General features: G+C 40.4%; 19 protein-coding genes and 1 pseudogene. 11 read left to right on the forward strand and 9 right to left on the reverse strand.

What is annotated here, in order from left to right:
- Window positions 1-36: 36 nt before the first annotated feature.
- The 4 genes from DC498_RS09615 to DC498_RS09630 all read left to right on the forward strand — a co-directional run bounded on the left by DC498_RS09615 (window position 37) and on the right by DC498_RS09630 (window position 3,176).
- Entirely contained in the window at window positions 37-1,272 is a 1,236-nt protein-coding gene (locus DC498_RS09615; RefSeq protein WP_116873938.1) for an NAD(P)/FAD-dependent oxidoreductase, read from the forward strand.
- 311 nt (window positions 1,273-1,583) lie between these two features.
- The gene (locus DC498_RS09620; protein ID WP_133176809.1) at window positions 1,584-2,240 is read left to right on the forward strand and encodes a hypothetical protein; all 657 of its coding nucleotides are present in this window, start codon (window positions 1,584-1,586) and stop codon (window positions 2,238-2,240) included.
- A 28-nt stretch (window positions 2,241-2,268) separates the two neighbouring features.
- Window positions 2,269-2,865: a hypothetical protein gene (locus DC498_RS09625; protein WP_116873940.1), complete on the forward strand. Its 597-nt coding sequence runs from the start codon at window positions 2,269-2,271 to the stop codon at window positions 2,863-2,865.
- Between the two features lie 128 nt (window positions 2,866-2,993).
- Window positions 2,994-3,176 carry a hypothetical protein gene (locus DC498_RS09630; RefSeq protein ID WP_206197576.1) on the forward strand — a complete coding sequence of 61 codons (183 nt, stop codon included), beginning with the start codon at window positions 2,994-2,996 and terminating at the stop codon, window positions 3,174-3,176.
- Between the two features lie 6 nt (window positions 3,177-3,182).
- On the opposite strand, the gene DC498_RS09635 is transcribed toward DC498_RS09630, so the two are convergent.
- Both DC498_RS09635 and DC498_RS09640 read right to left on the reverse strand, forming a co-directional pair.
- Window positions 3,183-3,416 carry a DUF2442 domain-containing protein gene (locus DC498_RS09635; protein ID WP_116873941.1) on the reverse strand — a complete coding sequence of 78 codons (234 nt, stop codon included), beginning with the start codon at window positions 3,414-3,416 and terminating at the stop codon, window positions 3,183-3,185.
- Window positions 3,417-3,420: 4 nt separating this feature from the next.
- Window positions 3,421-3,669 carry a DUF4160 domain-containing protein gene (locus tag DC498_RS09640; RefSeq protein ID WP_116873942.1) on the reverse strand — a complete coding sequence of 83 codons (249 nt, stop codon included), beginning with the start codon at window positions 3,667-3,669 and terminating at the stop codon, window positions 3,421-3,423.
- A gap of 383 nt (window positions 3,670-4,052) precedes the next feature.
- Here DC498_RS09640 and DC498_RS09645 point away from each other — a divergent pair, with 383 nt between their 5' ends.
- Both DC498_RS09645 and DC498_RS09650 read left to right on the forward strand, forming a co-directional pair.
- On the forward strand, window positions 4,053-5,237 hold the full coding sequence (locus tag DC498_RS09645) for an acetyl-CoA C-acyltransferase (protein ID WP_116873943.1): 1,185 nt from the start codon (window positions 4,053-4,055) through the stop codon (window positions 5,235-5,237).
- Between the two features lie 118 nt (window positions 5,238-5,355).
- Entirely contained in the window at window positions 5,356-5,952 is a 597-nt protein-coding gene (locus DC498_RS09650) for a hypothetical protein (protein ID WP_116873944.1), read from the forward strand.
- 104 nt (window positions 5,953-6,056) lie between these two features.
- Here DC498_RS09650 and ctlX read toward each other — a convergent pair whose 3' ends face one another.
- Together ctlX and DC498_RS09660 are read right to left on the reverse strand one after the other, a co-directional pair.
- Window positions 6,057-6,971, reverse strand: coding sequence for a citrulline utilization hydrolase CtlX (gene ctlX / locus DC498_RS09655; protein WP_116873945.1), 915 nt, complete (start codon window positions 6,969-6,971; stop codon window positions 6,057-6,059).
- Window positions 6,972-7,017: 46 nt separating this feature from the next.
- Complete coding sequence (locus DC498_RS09660; RefSeq protein ID WP_116873946.1) at window positions 7,018-8,466, reverse strand: arginine deiminase family protein; 1,449 nt, start codon at window positions 8,464-8,466, stop codon at window positions 7,018-7,020.
- A gap of 264 nt (window positions 8,467-8,730) precedes the next feature.
- On the opposite strand from DC498_RS09660, the gene DC498_RS09670 reads away from it, so the two are divergent.
- On the forward strand, window positions 8,731-9,204 hold the full coding sequence (locus DC498_RS09670) for a hypothetical protein (protein WP_133176810.1): 474 nt from the start codon (window positions 8,731-8,733) through the stop codon (window positions 9,202-9,204).
- Window positions 9,205-9,275: 71 nt separating this feature from the next.
- Here DC498_RS09670 and DC498_RS09675 read toward each other — a convergent pair whose 3' ends face one another.
- From DC498_RS09675 to DC498_RS09690, 4 genes are all read right to left on the reverse strand, one after another.
- Entirely contained in the window at window positions 9,276-9,941 is a 666-nt protein-coding gene (locus tag DC498_RS09675; RefSeq protein ID WP_116873949.1) for an O-methyltransferase, read from the reverse strand.
- Between the two features lie 381 nt (window positions 9,942-10,322).
- Window positions 10,323-11,990 (reverse strand): alkaline phosphatase family protein, encoded by a 1,668-nt coding sequence (locus tag DC498_RS09680; protein ID WP_116873950.1) that lies wholly within the window; start codon window positions 11,988-11,990, stop codon window positions 10,323-10,325.
- A gap of 163 nt (window positions 11,991-12,153) precedes the next feature.
- Window positions 12,154-12,801 (reverse strand): peptidylprolyl isomerase, encoded by a 648-nt coding sequence (locus tag DC498_RS09685; RefSeq protein ID WP_116873951.1) that lies wholly within the window; start codon window positions 12,799-12,801, stop codon window positions 12,154-12,156.
- A gap of 28 nt (window positions 12,802-12,829) precedes the next feature.
- Window positions 12,830-13,255, reverse strand: coding sequence for a hypothetical protein (locus DC498_RS09690; RefSeq protein WP_206197577.1), 426 nt, complete (start codon window positions 13,253-13,255; stop codon window positions 12,830-12,832).
- A 109-nt stretch (window positions 13,256-13,364) separates the two neighbouring features.
- On the opposite strand from DC498_RS09690, the gene DC498_RS09695 reads away from it, so the two are divergent.
- Together DC498_RS09695 and DC498_RS09700 are read left to right on the forward strand one after the other, a co-directional pair.
- On the forward strand, window positions 13,365-14,903 hold the full coding sequence (locus tag DC498_RS09695; protein WP_116873952.1) for a S10 family peptidase: 1,539 nt from the start codon (window positions 13,365-13,367) through the stop codon (window positions 14,901-14,903).
- Window positions 14,904-15,069: 166 nt separating this feature from the next.
- Window positions 15,070-15,420, forward strand: coding sequence for a hypothetical protein (locus tag DC498_RS09700; protein ID WP_133176811.1), 351 nt, complete (start codon window positions 15,070-15,072; stop codon window positions 15,418-15,420).
- A gap of 44 nt (window positions 15,421-15,464) precedes the next feature.
- On the opposite strand, the gene DC498_RS09705 is transcribed toward DC498_RS09700, so the two are convergent.
- Entirely contained in the window at window positions 15,465-18,599 is a 3,135-nt protein-coding gene (locus tag DC498_RS09705; RefSeq protein ID WP_116873954.1) for a PVC-type heme-binding CxxCH protein, read from the reverse strand.
- Window positions 18,600-18,728: 129 nt separating this feature from the next.
- Here DC498_RS09705 and DC498_RS26770 point away from each other — a divergent pair.
- Together DC498_RS26770 and DC498_RS09715 are read left to right on the forward strand one after the other, a co-directional pair.
- Window positions 18,729-19,235 (forward strand): annotated as a pseudogene (locus tag DC498_RS26770) (GNAT family N-acetyltransferase).
- Window positions 19,236-19,345: 110 nt separating this feature from the next.
- Entirely contained in the window at window positions 19,346-21,430 is a 2,085-nt protein-coding gene (locus tag DC498_RS09715) for a hypothetical protein (RefSeq protein ID WP_116873955.1), read from the forward strand.
- Window positions 21,431-21,561 lie beyond the last annotated feature (131 nt).

Raw genomic sequence — 21,561 nt, forward strand, 5'->3', positions numbered from 1 at the left:
TTTTTATGGAACAGTAATAAATAATAACTAAAGCAAATGCTTCAAATATCCGGTAAAGATGCAGATGTAATAATTATAGGCGGCGGACTTTTCGGCTGCGCCATCGCTTATTACTATACACGAAATAACCCCGGTAAAAAAATACTGGTGCTGGAACGCAATGAGCTTTGCAATGCCGCTACCAGCAGAGCTGCTGCATTGATCACCAAAATAAGAGCGAAGAAACATTTCATCCCACTCTCGATTGAAACATACAAAGTAATACCGGAGCTTGAAAAACTATTCGGTGAAAGCATGCATGTGCAATATGCTGGTGTGCTGCATATCGCTTCCTCACAGGAACGTGTAACCGATCTTGATGCACTTATGCAAACTGCTTCTGAATTTAATGAACCGGCAGATTATATAACAGCATCGCAGGCATCTCAATTATCACCCTGGCTTAAAACGGATGAGATTGAAAAAGCAGGCTTCATTCCGGGTGAAGCATACTGCGACCCATACCTGCTTGGCACTTTTTTTGGCAGGTCGGCAGTAAAACAGGGGGCAATTATAAAGCAGGGCCTTGAAGTATTTAACCTGCTTGCAGACAAAAACACTGTTACCGGCGTTGAATGCAGCGAAGGAAAATTATACGCTGATAAAATAATCATCGCCAGTGGAGCATGGGCGCCGGTTCTGGCAGCGCAGGCTGGCATAGGGTTACCGATGGCGCCGGTAAGAAGCCAGTACTGGATCACAGAGCGGCATGACATGTTTCCCGGCAACGCCCCTATCGTAATACTTCCTGATGCGCAGGCCTATGCAAGGCCGGAAAGCGGGAGTCTTTTATTTGGCATAAGAGAGAAAAGATCGTTTTACGCTTCTCCCGGTAAGATCCCTGCCGATATCAGCAACTTTTCGTTCAGTCCCGACCGTGGCATGCACGATCTTTCTGAAGTAATAGAAAACCTTGCCCGTTTCTTTCCTGCTGTATATGACATTGGTCTCAAATACTATATCGCAGGGTTTTCTGCATACACGCCGGATAACAATTTGAGCATGGGTATTCCTGCAGGTGTTAACAACCTGCTACTTGCAACCGGCTGCGTTGGCGCCGGCATTTCCGTATGCGGCGGCGTTGGTTTGGCCTTTGCCGAACTTGCTGCAGGCAAACCCAACCCATTCGATTTCTCTCATTTCAGTATTGAACGCTTTGGAAAGATTGATGCTTTCAGTGAAGAGTGGCTGGAACGTTGTGCAGCAGCAAGAGGAATGAAAAGGAGCGGGTGAGAAATAATTTCCCAGGGAACGTTGCAAATTAAAAAAAACATTTCTACATTTAATATATCCAATCCATTCACATCTTTTGACGCACCTTACTCCGTGCCAACATTTCAAATAACAATGAATTTCTCGTGCCGCAAATGAATGTTTGGGCATACAAGTGAAGTATTATACGCCATGTACAAAAGCAAAGGAATACGATGGTTTAAAGATAGTCCTGCCAAGAGCAAACTACTACCTCTCCCTGAACATAGACAACATCTCCATAAAGCTCCGCAAAGGTAATTATCAAAATCAGGACGAATAAATGTATGACCATGCTCGAAACATTAAAGACCTACACCGTTGATATTCTGGCTGTGTTGGTACCAGGTGCTTTATTGCTCGTTGTACTCTACCAGATACCTGAAGTGCGTGAAGCTACAAATAGTGTTGTGTTACCTGAAATATTGAAGGTAAAGAAGGTCGAATTAGTATGCTTTTTAGTAACTTCCTATGTGGCCGGACAATTTGCTTTTTTCTTCGGTTCCTTTCTGGATAAAGTGGTATATGAGCCCTACATGAAAAGATATATGCAACATCACAATGGACTTCAAAGAAAAGTTATAAAGATCAAGGACAAGTTGACTGGCATTACTACCCCTCAGGAATTAAATGCTTTCAAATGGAGTTGTGCGTGGCTGATTGCCAATAAACCGGAGCTATACAACGAAGTGGAACGTTTCATTGCCGAATCGAAACTATTCCGAAGTCTTGTTATGGTATTTTTGATAGCAAGTGTCATTTTCTCTGTCTACCCAGGGAAATGTCACTTTGCCTGCTTTAGCGTTTTGTTGCTTATTTTTTCACTTATTCGATATATAACCAGACGAGTCAAGTCAATAGAATCCGCTTATCGCGCCGTGGTTACTGCTATGCCCGGAGAGTTTTCTGTTACTATACCTCAAAAAGCAGATAATAATGATGACCAATAAACCCATGTTTTCATAACATCAGAGAAATATGTACAAAAGCAGAGAAATACGATGGTTTAAAGATAATTCAGATCAGAACATTCTCGACTGGTTTGCCGGTCAAGACCTCTCTTTTAAAAATACGGATGCAAGAGCAGACTATTACCTTCGGCTGGGCAAAGACGACATCACCGTTAAGCTCCGCGAAGGCAACATTGAGATCAAACAAAGAATAGGAAGCCCGGAGCCGGGTAAACTGCGTGAAAATGCAGAGGGTTATTTTGAAAACTGGGTAAAGTGGAGCTTCAATGCAGACAAAGATGATGAGCTTGTAAAGGAAATTATCCAGGCCGGAAAATACGAATGGATAGAAACAATCAAAACCCGCATAGGGCTAAAACTCACTTTGGATGAAAGTGGAAAAACCAGTCTGGTTTCCATTAAAGACCATATCCCTTTCGGGTGCCAAATAGAATACACGCATCTTGTCATTGGCTCCAAAACGTACTATACGTTTGCTTTGGAGTGGTTTGGTGAAAAGGAGCTTCAATTACCTAGTGAACTATCAACAGAAATTTTGGAACATAGCCGATTCGATACAACCGATTCAATGGGATACGGGGAGTTTTTGAAAAAAATCCAATAAAAAATAAAAATAGTTCTTTGCTGCCGTTGGTGTTGAGCGCAGGGCAATGTGCTCCGGCCTCACCAACAACGATTGCATAGTTGAACGATAATGCATACATTAGCCTACATTTATAACCTCATGCTAACATGGAAAACATCATCACAGAATACCCAATGTTCTTTACTGCAACAATCCTGGAGTGGAAAAAACTGCTGGTGCCTGATAAATACAAAGATATTATAGTAAACAGCTTACGCTTTCTTGTACAAAAAAACCGCATTATCTTAAATGCTTTGGTTACTATGCCTGATTGTTACCGCCTGTTTTAGTTGGAGTTAATCTTTCGCCATCGTCAATAGTGAGCCTATTGCCAAATCTTCGTCAATTAAAGGCCAATGAATTCCGTAACCAGATGGTGAAATAGTAAACATATTTCTTTGAATTTCGTCAGCCGATTTTAACTTAGGCGAAATTTTATCAAGTCTAACTTTCACTTCTTTACCGTCCACCAGCAAAAAAATATGATTGGCGTCAAAAGTTACCTTTTCAATATTATGTATCGCGATCATAATTTTATTTTTTAAAATGACTATTCCAGGATTCAATAATTAAGTCAAAATGTTTATAGATGATTTTCTTTATTTCTCTTTTTGCAGAAGGCATTAAATTATGTGAAAAGGCTTCCCGTATTTCAACATCTTCAACCAATAACCAATATTTACATTCCATGTCAGCCTTTTCGGCGTGAATATGTATAGGCTCTGTACCTTCATTTGAATAAAAGAACAATCTCCATCCGTAAATAAATAAAACTGTTGGCATTATGATTTAGTTGTTCCAAATATAAGGTTTTAAAGCATATTAAATTGGCCAGCAAAATATGCGGGCCAGTCATTTTAGGCAAAGGCCTTGAAAATTGGCAACAACAATGCATACATTGGGTATATTTTTATATCGTTTAACGCCGTTGTTGGTGTTGGATTACAGGCAATGTGCATCGGCCTCACCAACAATGATGGGATATTTAAATACCTCTTTTCGTAGGATGTTGTTGATGGGGCTAAATCACATAACCAGCCCACAAACACACCAAAATGTGAGCATCTCATCTCCTACCCCTCACTTCTCATGCATGTTTATCACATGACAATCTTAAGATGTAACTATAACATCATTTCTTTACATTTGACTCATAATATTTGCATATGAAGGAAGTAGTAATTGTATCCGCTGTTCGTACGCCAATAGGGAGCTTTGGAGGAAGCTTAAAAGATGTTACCGCAACCAGGCTTGGTGCTATAGCCATAAAAGGAGCATTGGAAAAAGCAGGAATAAAACCTGAGGATGTGCAGGAGGTTTTGATGGGATGCGTAATACAGGCAAATCTTGGGCAGGCCCCGGCAAGGCAGGCAGCTAAATTTGCAGGCTTACCCAATGAAGTAGTTTGCACAACTATTAATAAAGTTTGCGCAAGCGGAATGAAGTCAATTGCTTTGGGTGCACAAAGTATAATGCTGGGAGATGCTGATATAGTAGTTGCCGGCGGCATGGAAAGCATGAGCAATATTCCCTTTTATGCGGATAGTGTGCGATGGGGAAATAAATATGGCAATACAACACTGACAGATGGCCTGGCAAAAGATGGTTTGACGGATGTGTATGACGGCAAAGCAATGGGGCTTGCCGCTGAACTATGCGCAGGCGAATGTGGTATCAGCAGAAAGGAGCAGGATGAATTTGCTGTTGAAAGCTATAAGCGCAGTCAGTCTGCATGGGAAAAAGGTTTGTTTGAAAATGAGATCGTTCCTGTGGAGATACCACAACGCAAGGGTGACCCCATGGTATTTGCTAAAGATGAAGAACCTTATAATGTAAAGTTTGAAAAGATCCCCACACTTAACCCATCCTTTCAAAAGGATGGCACTGTAACTGCAGCCAATGCTTCTACTTTAAATGATGGGGCTGCAGCATTGGTCTTAATGAGTAAGGATAAAGCTGAACAGTCAGGAATTAAGCCTATAGCCAAAATACGTTCTTATGCAGATGCGGAACAAGCGCCGGAATGGTTTACTACAACGCCTGCTATTGCTGTACCAAAAGCTGTTGCAAAAGCAGGACTTAAAATGAGCGATATTGATTACTGGGAATTGAATGAAGCATTTTCCGTAGTTGGCATTGAAAACAGCAGGCGAATGAAACTTGATCCTGCAAAAGTGAATGTGCATGGTGGCGCGGTATCCATTGGTCACCCGTTGGGGGCAAGCGGAGCAAGAATAATTGTTACACTTATAAACGTGCTTAAAGCCAATAATGCAAAATATGGTGCGGCAGGTATTTGTAATGGTGGCGGTGGTGCAAGCGCTATGGTTATAGAATATACGGGAAGCTGATTTTATTGCGGAAAATGCAGAATACGTATTTACCCCTATCTTTTTCATTGGAGAAATAATATAATATTTGCTCCGTTATACTACTTGCTTTAATTTATTTACAGTTTCAACCATTATTATGAAAAAGATATTTCTTTTAGCCCTGTTTTCTATTTCATTTACGTTTGGCTTTTCACAAAGTTTTATGCATGGCGCAGGTGCGGGTGTATTTGTTGCAAAAGCTTCAAATGCCGATGCAAACGCTGCCTTTGTACTTACGTATTCTCCAAGGGTAAATTTTGTGGAAACAGAAGCGCTTTCTGTTTCTATAGGCATTCCTTTTAGTATCGGTTTTGCAGGCAGCTATAATTATGATTACAATAGTTATTACGGGGGCTCTGAAACCAATACACTAAATTTTATGCTCAACGCGCCGGCTATTATTAATTTAAATGTTGGTGCAGGCTCAACAAAAGAAAATGAAAAGCGATTTGGTTTTTTTGTGGGTGGCGGATTTGGTTATCATTATGGTACTTATGCGCAAAAATATATTGACGGGGATTATATCAGCTATGAAGAGAAATACGGCGGTTCTTACGGCCCCGCAGCTAATATAGGGCTGCGTTTTGCGGTAGGCAGTCATCAAAAAAATATTGAAGCGAGGCTATCCTATATGAAAGCGATCAGTGAAAGTAAAACCTCGGTATATGGTATTGCTGCACTGTTTAACTTCTAGTTCTTATAAATTAAACCATTAAGGAATTAAGAAAATTAAGTAAAAGCCTTAATGTACCTAGACTTCTTAATGGTTTTTACAAAACGGATATTATTTTTTACGAACTAAACGTGGTTCCTGTCAGTAAATATCTCTGCCATCATACACCTTGCGCTGCCACCGCCATTGGTTTCGATGGTGGTTAGCGGCACATGAATTACCGGGTTGAACTTTTCTATTTTTTTTATCTGTGCTTTTGTTAATGAATGATAGGCCTGCGATGACATCACCAGTAATTGCTCTCCTTTGGTATTCTGCACCTGCAGCATATTACCAGCAAAATGTTTCACCTGGCTGAATTTAATAGCAATGATTTCTTTTCCTGTCATACTGATGGTGCTTTTAAGGTCATCCGCCTGCTTTTTGTTTCTTATACTTTCCAAACAAACCACCACATACCTGTCTGCCACACACATCATTACGTTGGTGTGGTAAATTGGGGTATTATTTTTGTCGGTTGCAGTAAATACAACCGGTAAATAGCTCATTTGCCTGCAAAAATCATCCAGCACAGCAATATCGGTTCTTGGTGATAAGCAGGCGTAGGCTATCCTGTTATCACGGTCGAGCACCATGCTTCCCGTTCCCTCAAGAAACTTATTTTTTTCTTCATAATGCGTGAGATCGATTATCCTTTCAATGTTGTATTTATGCTTCAGCATTTCTATCAATTCGGGCTTACGCTCAAGCCTCCTGTTATGGGCATACATAGGATAAAGACAAATGGTATGCCCGTGAAAAGATATCCAGTTGTTAGGAAAAATTGAATCAGGTGTATCAGGGAAAGGCGCATCCCTCACAACTGTTACATTAATATTATGAAGACGCAGTGTACATACAAAATTTTCAAATTCTTCCAATGCTTTTTGCTGAGCATTATCAGCATTACCTTCAACCTGGAAAGCATTGTTCACCGCAGTTTCCGCATTAAAACTGAAGTTAGCCGGTTGAATCATTAGTATATGAGCCGTTGATTGCATCAGCAATTGTGTTGTTTATAAAAATTAGCGTATCCGGGCATACTCATTACAATTCATCACGCAGCAAAGGCATGCTCATGCAATGAAACCCGCCACGGGCACGCGACAATTCAGCAGACGGAAATAAAATCAGGGTATCTTTTATGTCATCAACAATCACATCTCCCCTTTCTATACTATTGATTATTTCTTTAACCCCGGTTACTGTAAATCCGTGTTCTTTAAAGGCCTCTGCCGTTTTATTGTTGCGGTCATATCCCAATACCACGCCTTCTTTTAAAGCAAGCAGGTTGCAGGAATCTGTCCATTGCTCCCTCACATCAAATGGAAACTGGTTATTACCGGAGTAGATGAATGATACCCTGCCTTTGCAGCCCAAATCATTTTTGCTTACATCAATAAGCAGGTCTTCCAGGTTGTCAAAATATACGGGTTCTGATATTTTATCCTTATGAAACTGGGTAATTGCCAGGCCATCTTCCTTACCGTTTAATTCAAGTATACGCTGTACCGGGTCTGAGCTTTCATGCCGTATGGTTTTGCGGGAAAAGTTTCCAAGCATCACCCACATATCTTTTTTTACCTGTGTAAATATGGTATCAATGTGCATGTAATCTCTCTTACGTGGAATTTTAACCACGCTTACTTTTTCCATAAGATTTTTTTCAAAAACAATTTTTATCACCTGCTGGGCGGCTTCCATACTGGTTCTTTCACTCACGCCAACCAGTAAATGATTTTTACTTACTACCATCACGTCACCACCTTCGAGCGTTACACGTCTTTCGTCGGAATCGGGCATAAGAAAATGACGGTGAATACCAGCCAGCTCAATTACTTTATGCTGGTAGCTGGCAAAAAGCGGGTGATTGAAAAAAATATATTTGGTTAACAGCGCTTCCCTTATCCGCGCAGCCCTCGCTGGCTTGTTTAGAATAATATGATCTTTAACAACAATGCCGATATCTCTGGTAAAAATAAGATTGGGCACAGGTGGAAAGATCATTGTTTTATCAGGCAGGCTGCCTGTAATAAAAACCTTTGCCAGTTGCAGCGGTTGCAAATTCAAAAGATCTTTTTGAATGAGGTAGGAGCAATTTTCCACAGCGCACACACTTGCTACAAGCTTAGCTTTAATGGTATCATCATTTAAAATATCAGAAAGTAAACTTTGCCACTCCACTACTTTGTCCGATTTAAAAAAATCAGCATGCTCAGGCTTATAAAAGTTCCTGCTGTTTTTCACATCATCAATATTGCTGAGCCGGCCTTTTATCTTTTTTTCATCAAGAAAGTATAAGAGCAATTTGGTATAATGATCATATTCATCCCTGCGTATGGTTTCAAGATGAACAATATCTTCAAAAAGCCAGTCCTGTGCCTTTGAAGGAACAACTTTTCCGAGCCCGCCATCTGGTGTATGTACTAAAACTCTTCTCAACGTTCCTATTTCAGAAGCAACATTGACATCTGCTGTATTTTTACTATTAGCCATATACTGTAAAAGTAGATATTTAAAAATGCAGAAAAAATATTATCAGCAAATGAGACCTTTGGCAAGATTGCCGGCATTTAAGAAGGATTTTTTACCACAAAGCTGCACAAAGATTTATACAAAGAATCACAAAGACAGTGATTCTGCCAGCAGCTTTCAATATATCTTAACATTTTATTTTAAACATTCAGGAATAATATTTGTCTGAAATTAATGTGTAACAAAATGCTGCACATTTACGTTAAAACCAAAAATGTATTATTTATGAAAAGGCTATTTTTACTCCTTTCACTCCCGGTGTTTATATTTTCGTCCTGCAAAAAAGAAGTCACAGAAGTTCAACAGGTAGACCAGGCATTTTCCGCAGTATATACCATTAATGCTTCAGACTGGAAAACAACCAATAATGGTAAGTCATATTCTGCAGAGCTGGATGTGCCTGAATTAGATAATATAATTTACCAGGATGGCGCGGTGCTTGTATATCTTTCATTCAGTGGAACCTCATATTATGAAGCGCTTCCCCAGGTGTTTGATGGCATTACTTATGGTGCTGTTCATGGTAGTGGTTATGTAAGTATAGATATGAGCGCAATAGATGGCGCTAATATTAACCCTCCGGGTCAGCCCGTTTCTGCAAAAATTATTTTAATTGATGCTACCAGGTTAGCCTTGAAAAAAGATATAAACCTGAAAGATATGCAGGCTGTTGAAAAAGCATTTAATATTAAGAACTGATATTTTTTGTGAACGAAAACATAAAAGCCGCCTCAATGGGCGGCTTATTTTTTGAACTTATGTTATTCTTATCAATTCACAATTACCAATGCAATACCATCATGGTATTTACTACCCACTGTTTGAATAATGGTTGCGGTTACACTGGTTGTTTCGGATAACAGCTTTATAAATTTTTGAACTCCTTTTACGTCTTTGTCATCTGTATGCTCATCAAGAATCTTCGCTTCGCGCACCACATTATCAACAATAATTAATGTGCCTGGCTTCGATAATTGCAAAGCCCATTTAAAATATTCAGCATAAGGCTCTTTATCCGCATCAATAAAAATTACATCAAACGGGCCGGCGTTTTCTGATTTTATTTTGGGCAGTTCTTCCAGTGCATTACCTATGCGAACAGCAACGCTCTCAGCTAAACCGGCTTTTGCAATATTTTCTTTTGCTACATCAGCATGATGCTGATCAATTTCAAGAGAGATCAACTTTCCTCCTGCGTTAAGCGCCCTGCCAAGCCAGATAGTGCTATAACCACCTAATGTACCGATCTCTAAAATTTTTGAAGGATTACGCAATCTGGCCAGTATATGTAAAAATTTTCCCTGGTTTTGCGAAATGCTTATCTGCGGAAGTCCATTATCAATGATCGCTTTTTTAGCAGATACAAGTGCATCGTCTTCCTGTGCAAAAAGCCTGTCAATAAAATTGTCAACCGAACCAAAAATATCATTGCTCATAATCAAAAATATTACGCCGAAGATAAGTACTTTTTGAAAAGTGGATTAAGCCCGTTCTTCAACGTTGCATTCCAAATGTTCGCGTGTATGGTAATCATGTGCAGATGCCTCGTGCCTCGGCATGACAAACGGCAGTGCAGCGTTCGGCGTTAGTGCTATTGCTGAATATTTGTACTACTGTTCAACACACATTCTCCTGCTTGTCATGCCGAGGCACGAGGCATCTGCCGTAGCAGGAGTACCTCTGTGCGAAAATTATATATACCCCAATATGGAAAATTGCCGCAGATGTGCAAATAAAATCTGTGCATCTGCACTAAAAAATGTATATGCCAAGTTTTGCGGACGCGCCTGCAGGGTTAATTTGGAATGCACACTTCTTCAACGGGTCAGGAACAACTTATCCGCAGGTATAAGCTGTTTTGATATTCCGGGGCCTTTGTAAAATGCATCCAGCCAGTAACCGCCGTCTGCATTAAAAAAATCTATACGTATAGGGTGTTTACCTGCTTCAAGTGTAATTTCACCGGAGGCTTCTTTCACACCATGATCGCCATCATTGTTCACCACTTTCTTATCATTAATGTATAATGCACTACCGTCGTCTGACTGTGTGTAAAATTTATATTCACCAGCCACATCTATTTGTATATAACCGGTAAATACAAGCCCGAAGCAGCTATTGTCTTTGCTTAATAAGCTATCGGTGCGTTTGGTATCAATAAAAAATTCATTGCTATTCCATCGCGTTGCAGGAGACAGCTTGCTGAACAAAGGCAATTGCTTCCAGCCGGCGCCTTTGTAAAAAGCAACCGACAACCCGGAATTCGCCTGTGGTTTCAAAACCCTGAAATACGCTGTGCTTACTGCACTTTCATTGCCATTATTATCAAATGCCTTTGCCTGCACAACGGTTGTACTGTCAATGGTAAATGGTGCTTTGTATACCGGGGAGCTGCTATCAGGCACACCGCCGTTCAGCGTATAATGTATAGCACTGTTTTCCACCCAGGTTTTCATGCTCACTTTCGCGGACTCATTAATATATAAGCCACCGGCCTGCTGGTATAAATTTCGTTTAGGATATATTGTTGGTGTTGCAATTACTTCTTTTCCTTTCCACAGATTGGCAGGTTCATCAAAACCTTCAAATGCGGGTTTAATTGGCCTGCCTATCCAGGCATAGGGAGGTGTAAGATGAAAAGCAAAGGCAATGGTAGCTGCAAGATCATATGTGTATACCTGCTGCTGAATTTTATACCCGTGCTTAATATCTTTCCCAAACAATATCATGGCAATTTCACCTTCTTCGGGGGTTGGACCTCCATGTCCTTTTCCAATACCGCCATGATCGGCAGTTATTATCACCAGTGTATTTTGGTCAATGCCTGCATCTTTGATACTTTTCAAAATTTCTTTCACCAATGAATCCGTTTTGCTCACCGCAGCATAATATGCAGGTGTGCCATGCCCATCGTGGTGACCTGCGTGATCCACGTGATCAAAATGTACAAAGCCGAATGTTGGTTTCTTTTCTTTGATATATGTTGTAAAGTCGGCAGCGGTAGAATCTTCTGTAGAAAAATGCTTATCATAATTTACCGCTTTCTTTTCAAACAATCTTCCAAAGCCTCCCCAGTGATACACCGTGCCAATTTCAGCATCAGGTTTCTGACTGCGTATCAAACCAAATATTGTAGGAAAAATGCCTTCTTCACCTGCAACAACCGGCGGCAGCGAATGTTCCTCTCTTTCCCAATCATTATCTATAACACCATGCTGTTCCGGCCCCGCACCCATGATCATGGATGCCCAGTTCTGGCTGCTCGCAGTGGTCAGCACAGTTCTCACATTCCATTTTACAGCGCCGTTCTTAATCATGCTGTCAATAACAGGTGTTTCAGCATTTCTTATTCCATCAGGACTTAATCCATCCACGCCAATTACAATTACATGCTCAATGCCCTGCGGAAATTTTTGGGTTGAATTGTTTTGACACCCCCAGATTAAGATTGAAACTAATAACAGCGGTAAAATAATTCTTTTCATGCTAATGATTTTAAATAATGGAAACGCTTTGCACAGGAAGCAAACTAAACTTTTCGTATGAAGGAAAGGTTAATAAATACTAATCAAAAAGTTAAGTAATATTAAAGATAGGAAAGAGCGGTGAGATTTTGAATTTTTAATTTTCCATGAAAAAATGAATATATTATTGAGGCGCCTTACTGCTATACCGCACAATATTAAGTATAGCCACCGGCGGTATAAAACGCTGTTCATTTTCGGGCTGCCTGTGAATCCTGTCTACAACATTCATTCCTTCCACTACTTTGCCAAATGCCGCGTACCCCTGCCCGTCGTGGTTATTTACACCCCCATAATCGAAGCCCGGTTCATCTTCCACGCAGATAAAAAATTCTGAGGTAGCTGTTCCCGGTTCATTTCTTGCCATTGAAATAATACCCCGTGTATGCAGTATACCTGTTTTGCTGGTAGGCTCATGTGGAATCAGCCTGAATTTCTCTTTCGAGCCTGGATTTGCCTGCCATACGCCTCCCTGTATTAAATAAGAATGTGGTGCTCCGGTAACCTGGTTATCATCACGCAACACGCGGTAAAAAGAAGTGTTTTTAAAATATCCCGAATCAATATGCTGAAGAAAAGCAGCAACCGTAAGCGGCGCTTTTTCCGGGTATAGCTCCACTTTAATGTCACCGAATTTGGTTTGAATGATCACTACCGGGTTATCGTATTTTTTTTCAGATGGGCATCCCAAAATTCCTCCGCCAATAATAACGGTAAGCGAAAAGCAAACAACAAACAATAATTTCCCAAAACAGGAATGACAGTTCTTCATGAAATAATTTTTTCTGAAACAGCATAACTTATTCTGTTTCCTGCTGTATAATTTCCTCTGTTCTCTCCCGCATTTTGTCCCTGAATCTTTTACTTGGCGCAAGTACAAAGTAAAAATAGAAGAGAATAATAAGCCCGGCGCTGAAAGGAAACAGCGCAAGGTGCCTGGCACCCCAGGTGCCTTCGTCCCATCCGAAAAACTCTCCTGTCATCCAAAGGCAATTGGCAATGATCCAGCATACTACCGCAAGGTTATGTAAAAGCTCCGACTGTATTTTTCTTGTTTGCCAGCTTATCATTACTGCCACAGTTATTGTAGGTATGATCATTATCATTCCCAAAACCCTTAAGTTTAATGCCCAGCATACATCTTTAAGCAACCATAAAAGTATGTGCAGGTTTTCAATACGTCTGAATTTGGCAGGAATGCTGTAAACATTTTCATTATGTATCATCACAGAAAATTTTGAATGGTATCTTTCACCCGAAAATAATTGTTTATTTTACATTTTTAACAGATTCCCTTGCAATAAGTATTATGTAAGATTCAATTCAACAATTTTTATGAAGCAGATTTTTCTTGCAGGTTATTTTTTCATTTCCTTATGCGTACCTGTTTTTGCACAGAAAAAAGAAACAAAAATACCGGATACCCCTGCACCGCAGGCTAAAGAATCACGAGAGGCAAATCGTGTACTCAATATTGATTACAGCATTACGGTTTCAAATGAAGTTACCATCCGCGGGCAAAAAGTTCCTTACAAAGTAACTACCGGCAGCATCCCGGTATGGGATGAGGAAGGAAAAGCCATTGCCGGCGTTTGTTACAATTACTATGAACGTTCAGATATCAGCGACAGATCTTCCCGTCCGCTGGTGATCTCTTTTAACGGCGGACCAGGCACTCCTTCGGTTTGGATGCAGATTGGATATACCGGACCACGTGTATTAAAAATTGATGATGAAGGTTACCCGGTTCAGCCCTATGGCATGAAGGATAATCCTCATTCCATACTTGATGTGGCTGATATTGTATATGTTGACCCGGTAAATACAGGTTTCTCAAGAAAGGTGAGTAAAGATATTGCCGGTGATAAGTTTTTTGGCGTAAACGCTGATATAAAATATCTCGCTGAATGGATCGCCACTTTTGTAAGCCGTAACAAACGATGGGCTTCACCTAAATATTTAATTGGAGAAAGCTATGGCACTACCCGTGTTTCAGGGCTTGCACTGGAGCTCCAGAACAGCCAGTGGATGTACCTGAACGGCGTAATACTGGTTTCACCAACCGATCTTGGTATTCAAAGAGGAGAAGTATTGGATGCAGTATTGGCATTACCTTATTTTGCAGCAACAGCATGGTATCATAAAAAATTACCTGCAGATCTGCAGCAAAAAGATTTAACCGATATGCTGCCAGAAGTAGAAGCCTATACCGTGAATGAATACCTGCCGGCTGTTGCAAAAGGCAGCTCTCTTGATGAGAACAAACGAAAAGAAGTTGCGGCTAAGCTTGCCCGTTATTCCGGGCTTCCTGAAAAAACAATCCTTGATAATAACCTGCAGGTATCAGTAAATCTTTTCTGGAAAGAATTGCTTAGAGATAAAGGATATACTGTTGGTCGTCTCGATTCAAGATATCTCGGTATTGATAAAAAAAATGCAGGAGAAAGCCCGGATTATAATGCGGAATTAACTTCATGGCTGCATTCTTTTACGCCTGCTATTAATATGTATATACGCGATGAGCTCGGTTACAAAACGGATCTGAAATATAACATGTTCGGTAATGTTTATCCCTGGGATAATAAAAACAATCATACGGCAGAAAATCTTCGCCAGGCAATGGCGCAAAATCCCAACCTGCATCTGCTTGTACAAAGCGGTTATTTTGATGGCGCATGCGATTATTTCAATGCCAAATATAACATGTGGCAAATGGATCCTGCCGGTAAATTAAAAGACCGTATGAGTTGGGAAGGTTATCGCAGCGGGCATATGATGTACCTGCGCAAAGAAGACCTTGCTACCAGCAATCAGCATCTCCGTGATTTTATCCTGAGAACAATACCTAAGGCAGGTCAGGGTGCAAAGTATTAAGTTGTCCCTCTCCTCCAGCCACTCTCCACAGAGTGGCGAGGGGTGCTCAAAATCAAATCAGGTTGATGAAATAGCAGAGGGGAAGACTTGATCTGAATTTTAAAAAAATTAATGCCTTGTATGAAATTCCAACGCAATTATATTGCTAATAAAACCTGTTATTTGTATGATGAGTAAATATTTGGCATTAACAGCCTGTATGTTTTTTGCCGGCGTTTTTTCAGTTTGTGCTCAGGTAAGCCTGCAAGTGCAGGACGGGAAAGAAGACTTAAAAGTAGATACATTGCCCCGAAAGTCTTTAGATAAAAAAAATCTCCAGCAAATAAATTTCTTGTCTCACAAAGGTGAGGTTGCAGGTATCGATATGGAACATCTAAAACCCCCAATATTGCTTGCAGAAGATGAGAAAAATAAAATTTATCAATTACCCCTGGATAATATGCCATGGGTTCAGCCGAAGGTAACAGTCACAATGCCTAACATCTTATTTGATAACAAGTCAATAGTTGCAGGATAAATACCTAATCCGTTATATAATGTTAATTAAAGGTGATTTGCATTTTATTTTAACGTTCGTATATAGGCCAGTAAATCCGCCACCTGCACATCTGTGTAGCCGGATATTAATTCCCTGGGCATAAACGAGCGGCCGGTTAAAAATCCTTCGCTCTTAATTGTTTTCGCTTCAATAAATATTTTTGCACCACCCATAAATGCAAGCGTAGTGCCGCGGTCATTCTTTTCAAAAAGATATCCTTCTGCAACACTGTTATCTTTTTTAGTAATACGGTAGAGCATGTAACCACTCTCTACAGCCGCGTCGGGGTCAATAATAGCAGTAAGCAAAGCCTTATTGTCACGCTCTGCCGAACCATCCAGCGCCGGGGCAATGCCAGGACCTTTATCACCAACTTTATGACACATCAGGCAGGTTTGAAAAAGCGTTTTGCCTTTCTGCGCGTTTCCGCCTTTTTTCTCAGCTATCGCCATATACCTGTTCAATGTAGTTTCAAATGCTTTCTTTTCATCTTCTCTTGTTTTCTTCACTGCTGCAAGTATAGCGTTTGCCGTGTTGTTTGTTTTATCAGCATTGTATACCCTTTCAGCAGCAGAAAGTGTAAATGCTTTTGAGCTGATCCGTTTCTTATTATACAGGTCAAGCAGTATAGTAGTACCCTGCAGAGATCCGGACAATATAGCGGTGAGCTCTTTTTTCTGTTCGTCATTAAAGCCTGGAATCCATTTAGCAAGGCTCTGCTTTGCTGTTGCAGTATCTGTTTTTGCAAGGCTGTGTAGAGCCGAAATTCTAAGATCAAAAGGCAATTTGTTTTGCTGCGCCAGTTGCAGGAAAGTATTTTTATTTGAAGCTGCATCAACCTCAAGCGCTTTTAATGCAAGCGTGATCGTTTTGTTATCTGTAGTGTTGTTGATAATTTCAATAACAGGTTCAGGAGATGTTTTGATGCCTAATCTGCCAATAGCATCCAATGCGCTTTTTTTCTCTTCAATATTTCCCTTTCTCAAAACCATATCAGCAGGTGATGATAACATTGCAATCAACTCCGGCGATTGTAATTCCTGCTGGTGCTGTAAAGCGAAAGCCAGGTATCTTGCTGCATAAGTATTGTTTTGATAAACAGGTTTTACCATCTCGGATATTCGTGCGTCAGGTAAGAGTTTACTCAGCCACACAAATGTGGGCTCATCTAATACCTGAATATTGGCTGTCGGCCACAACTGTAGTATTTTTTCTTTTTTCTGTTCTTCAGGAAGTGCCTGTGCAGCCCAAAGCAGGTTCGATGCCGGCTGGGCTGATGCATCGCCGGATTGGAAATAAGCATATAATGCTTCCGGGTATTGTTCCAAAGCTTTCAATGCAAGATATCTTTCAAAATTGCGCTCATATACTCCGCCTAATGTATTACCGGGCATTGCAGGCTTGCATGCTTTTACAAGCAGGCTTATGGTATTATTATCTGCCCTATCTATTGCGGCAAGGGTGCGCAATATTTCTGATCTTATCATCGGGTTTTCATCTTCCACCATTGGCGTTAATATTGTAGCGACCTGTGGCGCTGTAAGCGAAAAGGATGCCAGTGAACGCACTGCCTCACGGCGAAGGTTAGCCGCTTTTTCACGAAGTAATAGTTGCATTAGGGTTTCATCATAATGTTGCAGGCTTTCGAGGCACCATAATGCATGAATGCGCGTAAGCTCATGCTGTGTTGCATCACCGGCAAGAACAACCAGTGCAGGAATCAAAAGTTTTGTCTCATCTTTCGGCCGATCTGCTACCTGGTGCCATGCCGCCCGCTTTTCCCAAAGTGAAGGCGATTTAAGATGATCAACCAATGTTGCGGCATTTACTTTTGTGAGGTCTGGAATAGTAGCCGGTTGCTGGCTTTTATGACGGATGCGCCAGATGCGACCCAACGATTTATCGCGGTTAGGATCGGAAGTGGGCACTTCATTATGCGAAATGATCTTATCATACCAATCGGCTATATACAGGCAGCCATCAGGGCCAAATTCCATGTTTACAGGCCGGAAATTTTTATCCTCAGAAGAAAGAAAATCAGGAAGATGGGAGGCAGTTACTGTTCCGTCCTCCTTTCGAATAATCTTTACTGCGTTAATGGTATTGGTAATAGGGTTGGCAAGAAAAGCCACATCCTTCCATTCATCCGGAAAAGAGCCTGATATATCATCTGCAAAGGCTAATCCTGATATACCGGTGCCGCCTACCCGAAATTTATGCAGTTCAGGCAGCACAGGCTGGTAGCTGCGTATGCGCTCATTCCCAATACCGGGAAAGCTTGTGCCTGCTTCCATGGGAACAATGGAGTAACCAAGATCGTTTGCTTCTGTAGCATACCATTGCCCATTATTGCGCAATTGAAATCCCCAGATATTATTCAAGCCCGCGTTTACCAGTTCAATCTTTTTTCCATCCATCGAAAAACGTGCAATCTTGCTGTAATCTATTTTAATTTTTGCGTCACTTACCAATGATGATACATTTCCCTTATTCAATGCGCCATGACTGAAATATATCCAACCGCCAGGGCCACGTACCAGCACATGCGCCATGGTATGTGTATCTGTAAATCCAAAACCGGTAAAGAGGCGCACCCTTTCATCTGCTTTCCCATCACCGTTAGTATCTTTTAAAAAAAATAATTCAGAGCCCTGTGCCACATAAGCCCCATTTTTATATGGTAATATGCTCATGGGAATAGTGAGCCCGTCTGCCCATACTGTAGTAACAGGCTTGCTATTATTAAGATTGGAGACTATGAGAATTTTATCAACGCCCTTTGTTTTTCCTTCATACAGTTCGCGTATTTTTTTAAATGCAGGATGATCCTGTTGCCGTTCAGGGTGATCCATCAATTCGAGCAGGTCGTTCCATTGTATATCAGCAACGGGGTCAAGCGGGTACATGGAAGCGGTTTGTGTCCATAGCCTTCCGGCATCGTCAAAGGTGAGATCGATAGGATTAATAATTCCGTCTCTTTCACTTGCAACCAGTTCAACTGTAAATCCTTCAGGAACTTTAAAGCCGGCCAGTTCCTCTTCCGGCGTTCGTTTTTCTCCGGGTAGGTGCTGCAATTTTTTGTTGTAAACATTTTGATTAAAGTAAATAACAGAAAACAGCGATGAGAAAAACAAAACCAAAAGAATAACAGGTTTCATGAGTTGAGTAATTAGTGAAGTGAAAAATACCGGAGCCTACAAATTACAATAAAAATAAACCTGAAGTGTAAATTTAACCATCGGCTTTTTTATTTTAGATGAATTAAATTTCTGCAATCAATGCTTTTGATGAATGGGCAACAAACCGGCAGGCTGATTTTCAGGTTAATCAATTATTCAGATTATGATCAATGGCTGGAATTTTTTAAAGACCCGCAAACAAGCAGGTACTGGGTTTATGAAAAAGATGATCCTGAAACTGAATGTTCAAACTGGTACGCGTCCCAGTTTGAACGCTATACAAATAACAGTGGAGGAATGAATGCATTGATTGAAAAAAATACAGGTAATCTGGTAGGGCATTGCGGACTTTTAATGCAAAATGTAGATAACAATAGCGAAACAGAAATCGCATATTCCTTATTACCTCAATACCGGAACAAAGGGTAAGCCACCAAAGCTGCTATTAAATGCAGGGATTATGCTTTTGAAAATATGCTTGCCTCCTCGTTGATATCTATTATCAGCATAACAAATATTCCCTCTCAACAGGTAGCGGTAAAAGTTGGAATGACTATTGATAAGACAACAACATATAAAGGAAATAAAGTGAATGTTTTCCGCATCTTTAAGTGATAATGTTTTGCTTTGGGATTAAACCCTTCTTTTGATCATATCAAGGCTTATAATCTGTATTTTTATTGATAGGTTTTAATAGTATGTTCATCGCCTCATAAATTGTTTGCATGAAAAAAATTTCTTTCATTATTTTCTTATTGTGTTCCTTATGCTGTAAGGCGCAAATACCCGTAAGCACAGCAAATTTCAATAAGAAGAATGCTGCAAAGATCACGGTTGAAAAAAATAATACACTGTCTGTTAAATGGCCTGCAGGAAACAAGGCATATGGGCAGCTTATAATTAACCTGAATAAAGATGAGCCATTATTTAAAAGTATCGGGCTGGAGAAAGAATCACACATTTATGAGATTGTAAAAGAAGCTGACCCGGTATTCTGGGTTACTATTGGCAAACGTGATTTGATATCACAAAACGGCTGGAATATTTTCTTTGATAAAGTTCCTTTAAAGCCGCATCAATCTTACAAAGTTAATATTAATAAAACCAACGCTGCTGTCAGTAGTTATGGATCGAGAACGGTAATAAGAATTGGCGATATAGCTGCAGCGGATTTTAAGGGAGCTATTGAAATTACGCTGTACAATGGAAGTGCCATGTTTAATGTAGCAGCTGTAATGTCTACTGAAAATGATTCAACTGCAATATTATACGACGCCGGGTTGATCAGCAAACAACAAAACTGGAGCAATATTTCGTACTCGGATGTATATGATAACATGAAGACAGTTGCCGTACGAGCAACCGACACTGTAAAAAACCAGGATGTAAAGTACCGGGCTATAATCGGAAACAGCAGCAATGGAAGTATTGCGGTTTTTCCTGCACCACACCAATATTTTTATCCGCTCGACGAAGCATTTAATTTAAAATTCACATGGTATGGTTCCAATTTTAAAAATGCTTTTGAAGGTTATGGAATAGGTATACGCCAGGATATTTTTGGCGACAGGCGTTTTGTGCCCTGGTTTAATGCGCCGCCCAATACAGCACAACGGCTGAATTTTTTCTGCCAGCTTTCTGCTGATGGTGCTAATGATGTTTTAGCCCAGGTAAAAAAGCTGACACATAATGATAAGTATCCTTCACTTCCGGGATATAAAACCATGGCAAGCCATTTTCACAATGAGTTTGTGATGAAAGTAATTGTAGCCAATAAGCCTATGCCTGATACACCAAATTTTGTAAAAGTATTTAAAGCAACCGGGGTAGACATGGTGCACCTGGCAGAATTTCATTACACCGCACATCCGCAGGGCCCGGATGAACTACGGCTGCTGGAGTTGAAATACCTGTTTGATATGTGCAAAAAATATTCTGATAAAGCATTTTTATTGATGCCCGGTGAGGAGCCTAATGAATTTTTTGGTGGGCATTGGCTGCAGCTTTTTCCTAAACCGGTGTATTGGATTATGTCAAGAAAAGGAGATGCGCATGTGGAATCTATGCATCCTGTGTATGGGAAAGTGTATAATATAGGCAATGCAAAAGAAATGCAGTATTTGCTTGAAGTAGAAAAAGGACTTGCCTGGACTGCACATGCCAGGACAAAAGGCTCAACAGGGTTTCCGGATAAATATAAGGAGCAACCTTTTTTTAAATCCAACCGGTTTATGGGCGCTGCCTGGAAAGCCATGCCTGCTGATCTTTCACAGGATAAATTAGGTAATGGCCGTGTACTGGACCTGATGGATGATATGAATAACTGGGGTGAAAATAAAAAGGTGATTGGCGAGGCTGATTTATTTACAATAGAACCAGAAAATGAAATGTACGCTCACCTTAATATAAACTACCTGCAATTAGATAAAATTCCATTGTATGAGGAAGGCTGGCAACCTGTTTTGGATGTGCTGGATTCTGCTAAATTTTTTACTACAACCGGTGAAATACTTATACCATCATTTACTGTAAATCAACAGGGCTATGGTAAACCTGTAAAACCTGCTAATCCTGCTAAAACAAAAATTTCTTTTGACATCAACTGGACTTTTCCTTTAAATTTTGCAGAGATTATTTCCGGGGATGGAAAATCAACTTTTCGGCATAAGATTGACTTAACCGGCACAAAAGCTTACGGGCAGCAAACGATTACTAGGGAATTGGATTTAACAGGGCGAAAATGGGTAAGACTTGAAGTATGGGATGCAGCGGTTAACGGAGCCTTTACACAAACGATATGGCTGGAATGAGCCGGTTTTGTTATTGCACTTTTACAGGTATAAACGTTTTTACAATGAGCTAACGATGTTATTGTTTTCGTCTTAATAATAAAAGCAAATACAACAGTTGTTGTCGAATTCACGCCTGTAATTTTTTTCTT

The sequence above is a fragment of the Terrimonas sp. genome (assembly GCF_003075435.1).
In the GTDB taxonomy this organism is placed as follows: domain Bacteria; phylum Bacteroidota; class Bacteroidia; order Chitinophagales; family Chitinophagaceae; genus Agriterribacter.